This is a genomic window from Tissierellales bacterium (assembly GCA_035301805.1).
GTDB lineage: Bacteria > Bacillota > Clostridia > Tissierellales > DATGTQ01 > DATGTQ01.
Genome location: DATGTQ010000129.1, coordinates 1 through 4,495, shown reverse-complemented (window position 1 = coordinate 4,495; position 4,495 = coordinate 1). Strand labels below are relative to the sequence as shown.

The 4,495-nt window shown below is 30.3% G+C and carries 5 protein-coding genes; all 5 read left to right on the top strand.

Translation table 11 applies throughout. The annotated features are described in order from the left end of the window. Positions 1-31: 31 nt before the first annotated feature. A complete protein-coding gene (locus tag VK071_06090; protein ID HLR34885.1) occupies positions 32-334 on the top strand; it encodes a YerC/YecD family TrpR-related protein in 303 nt (100 codons plus the stop codon). A gap of 165 nt (positions 335-499) precedes the next feature. Continuing rightward, a complete protein-coding gene (locus VK071_06085) occupies positions 500-1,546 on the top strand; it encodes a C4-dicarboxylate TRAP transporter substrate-binding protein (GenBank protein ID HLR34884.1) in 1,047 nt (348 codons plus the stop codon). Between the two features lie 71 nt (positions 1,547-1,617). Continuing rightward, positions 1,618-2,091, top strand: coding sequence for a TRAP transporter small permease (locus tag VK071_06080; protein HLR34883.1), 474 nt, complete (start codon positions 1,618-1,620; stop codon positions 2,089-2,091). Positions 2,092-2,121: 30 nt separating this feature from the next. Then, a complete protein-coding gene (locus tag VK071_06075) occupies positions 2,122-3,420 on the top strand; it encodes a TRAP transporter large permease (protein ID HLR34882.1) in 1,299 nt (432 codons plus the stop codon). A 30-nt stretch (positions 3,421-3,450) separates the two neighbouring features. Further along, positions 3,451-4,242, top strand: coding sequence for an HAD-IIA family hydrolase (locus tag VK071_06070; protein ID HLR34881.1), 792 nt, complete (start codon positions 3,451-3,453; stop codon positions 4,240-4,242). Positions 4,243-4,495 lie beyond the last annotated feature (253 nt).

Below are 4,495 nucleotides of genomic sequence, written 5' to 3'. Positions count from 1 at the left end.
TACCATATAGGAATGATTGTGAGGTGGAAAGGTGGATTATAAACCTAAGATTAAAAGTCCACAAGTGGACGGATTCTTTGAAGCAATTTTAGAATTAGAGAATATGGAAGAATGTTATAGGTTTTTTGAAGATATATGTACTATAAAAGAAATTGAAGCTATATCTCAAAGATTTGAAGTAGTAAAATTATTAATCGATAGAAAAACTTATAATGAAATTGAAGAAAAAACAGGAGCAAGTACTGCAACTATTAGTAGAATCAATCGTTCACTAAATTATGGAGTGAATGGTTATGATATAGTCCTTAAAAAGCTAGGTTTAATAGAGGAGTAAAGAAGGGCAGCTTCCCTAGTTATAGGGAGCCGCTTTTCTTGTATTTAAATATCAATATATATTGACATAAGCTGATATCTTACAAGATGATTGATTGATAAGAGAAAATATATATGATAATATAAGATCGACATTTTATAATATATTTTAAATGGAGGGGAACCAATGAAAAAGGTATTATCAATTTTATTGATATTAGTTTTAACGGTATCATTAGTTGCATGTGGTGGAGATGATAAAGAATCAGCAAGTAGTGATGATGGTGGAGGCTCTAGTAGTGAAGAGAAAAAAGTTATTAAAGTTAGTACGAAATTTGTTGAAAATGAACAAACTGCTATATCATTAAAGAGTGTAGTAGAAGCTATAAATGAAAGAAGTGACGGTTCATTAGAATTACAGTTATTCACAGATGGTACATTACCTATAGGCAAGGATGGTATGGAGCAAATAGTACAAGGATCGGATTGGATATTAGTAGACGGTGTAAACTTCTTAGGTGATTATGTTCCAGACTATAATGCTATAACTGGACCATTTTTATATAAAACATTTGATGAATACTTTGGAATGTTAGAAACAGATTTAGTAAAAAATTTAAATAAAGAAGCAGAAGAAGAACATGGAATAAAGGTACTTGGCCTAGACTGGGTATTTGGTTTTAGAAGTATGATGACTGATAAACCTATAAAAACTCCAGAAGATATGGAAGGCTTAAATATAAGGGTGCCAACCAGTAAACTATATACAGAGACTATAGAGGCAATGGGTGGAAATCCTGTTTCAATGCCATATCCTGACACTTATGCAGCTTTACAACAAGGTGTAATAAATGGAGTAGAAGGGTCAATAATGACTTATTATGGAACTGGGCAATATGAGAATGTTAAAGAATATTCTTTAACAAATCATTTATTAGGAGTTTCAGCAGTAACAATTTCTACTGATCTTTGGAATGATTTAAGTGATGATCAAAAAACTATAATAGAGGAAGAATTCCAAAAAGGAATGGAAGAAAATTTAGAAGAAACTATTAAGCTAGAAGAAGAGTATGAAGAAAAGTTAAAAAATGAAGGTGTAAACTTCCATGAAGTAGATTCTAAAGCCTTTATGGATGCAACCTCCTCTGTGTTTGATGAATTTGATAATTGGACTCCAGGTATCTATGATGAGATAATAGAGGAATTAGATAAAATTAGAGAAGACTTAGAATAATTTGTTATAGTAATACTTTTAAGTTAGAAGGAGAATATCCTTCTAACTTAAAATAGATTATGGAGGTTAAAATGAATAAATTCTGGGAGAATTTTAAAAGAGATTTTGAACTTTATATAGGAAGTATTTTTTTAGCTATAACTTCAATAGTAGTTATTATGAATGTATTTACTAGATATTTTTTGAAATTTACATATCATTGGGCTGAGGAGGTTGCAGTAGCTGCATTTGTGTGGGTAATTTTTTTAGGTTTAGCTAATGCTTATAAAACAGATCATCTTATAGGTGTAGAAGCTATAATGAAGTTATTACCTAAAAGAGGTAGAAGAATAGTTGAATTTATAGTATCGATAGTAGTAAGTATCTTAGCTGGATCTATGTTTTATTTTAGTTATAAATATGTAGCAGGATCTACAAAGATAACAGCAGCATTAGAGATTTCTTATTCATATATTAACAGTTCGATAGTTATTTCTTTTGCACTTATAACAATATATTCAGTATTTTTTGCGGTAAGAAGTTTTAAAAAGATATTTCTTGATTAAAATAGTATAAATTAAGGGAGGAAGAAATAAGTGCAATCTATTTATCCGATCATAGTATTATTTATTTTGTTTTTTCTAAATATACCGATAGCATTTGCTTTAATTGGATCTTCATTATTTTACTTCATATTTATAAACACTGCTATGCCTATGGAAATGGTAATTCAACAGTTTGTGACATCCATTGAGTCTTTCCCCTATTTAGCAGTACCATTTTTTATAATGGTAGGTTCAGTAATGAATTATTCAGGAATAAGTGAAGCATTAATGGATTTTGCAGATGTATTAGTGGGGCATACCAGAGGTGGACTAGCCCAAGTTAATGTTTTATTAAGTGCTTTAATGGGTGGAATATCAGGATCAGCAAATGCAGATGCTGCTATGCAGTCTAAAATACTAGTACCTGAAATGGAGAAAAAAGGATTTTCAAAGCCGTTTTCAGCTGCTGTAACAGCTGCATCATCAGCAGTAAGTCCGGTAATACCACCTGGAACAAATTTGATTCTGTATGCAATAATAGCAGGTATCTCAGTAGGGGATATGTTTTTAGCTGCATATGGTCCAGGTATAATCATGACTGTAGCATTAGCTATCACAGTACATATAATTGCAGTTAGAAGAGATTATAAACCAAGTAGAGAAAGACAGTCTACAGTTAGAGAGGTATTTTTACAATTTCTTAAATCAATATGGGCATTATTAATTCCTTTTGGGATAATTATGGGAATGAGAATTGGATTATTTACACCGACTGAGGCAGGAGCAATAGCTGTAGTATTTTCATTGGTGGTAGGATTCTTTATATATAGAAGATTAAAATTAAGACATATACCAATAATATTAATGGATACAGTGAGAAATACTGGTTCAGTTATGATTATAATTGCTAGTGCAAAAGTATTTGGTTATTATCTTACATTAGAACAAATTCCACAAATAATAACCGAAAGCTTAATGAATTTAACAAGTAGTCCTTTTGTATTATTAATGGTAATAAATATAATATTATTATTTGTAGGAATGTTTATAGAAGGTGGAGCAGCATTAGTTATATTAGCACCATTATTAGTACCGGCAACTAGAGCCTTCGGTATAGATACCCTACATTTTGGGATGATCTTTATAGTAAATATTATGATCGGAGGATTAACTCCGCCATTTGGATCCATGATGTTTACTGTATGTTCTATTGTAGATGTTAGTTTGGAAGATTTTATAAAAGAGGTCTGGCCGTTTATAATTGCATTAATAATAGTATTAATAGGAGTAACCTATTCGGAAACCTTAGCACTATTCGTTCCAAAATTAATAGGACTTATTGGTAATTAAATTATTTACAGTAGTGGAAGGAGAACATAAGTGGACAAGCTAAAAGAAAAAACTATATTTTTACTAGATATAGATGGAACGATTTATCTTGGAGATAAGTTAATAGACGGAGCAAAAGATTTTTTGAAATCTATAAAAGATAAGGGAAAAAGATATATTTTTCTTACAAATAATTCATCTGGAAATAAAGCGGATTATGTACAAAAATTAAGTAAATTAGGTATAGATGCTACAGAGGAGGAAATATTCACTTCTGGAGAAGCTACTACTATGTATTTAAAAAGCAAAAAAAAAGGAGCTAAGGTTTATTTATTAGGAACCAAGTCTTTAGAAAAAGAATTTGAAAATGAAGGATTTATTTTAGAGAAAAAAAGACATAAGGATATAGACTTTGTAGTATTAGGATTTGATACTACATTAACCTATGAAAAATTGTGGGTAGCATGTGAATATATATCCGAAGGAGTAGAGTATATAGCTACACATCCAGATTTTAATTGCCCTTTACCTAATGATAAGTTTATGCCAGATGCAGGAGCTATGGCTGCATTAATTGAGGCTTCCACTGGTAAGGTACCAAAAGTAGTAGGTAAACCAAATAGGAAAATGATTGAAGCCATTCAATTAAAATACGGTTTAGATAAAGAAGATATGATAATGGTGGGAGATAGATTATATACGGATATTAAAATGGGAGAAGTGGCAGGTATAGCTACAACATTAGTTTATTCTGGTGAAACAAAGGAAAAAGATTATAAAGAAAGTGAAACAAAAGCAGATTATGTATTTAATTCTGTTAAAGATATGATAAAACTATTATAAGACAAGTTTAGAGCAACAATTATATTGTTAGTAGTATGATTGTGGTCTTTTATATTTATATTCTATAATAATTAGTATCATTAATATAAGTTTGTATACATATAAATTAATATAGGAGGGATAAGATGACGAATGTGGCAATGTATTCAGCAGAATTTTTAGGAACATTAATATTAATTTTATTTGGTGGTGGAGTTGTTGCAAACGTTAGCTTAGAGAAATCAGGTGCCAAAGGCGGAGGATATATAGTTAT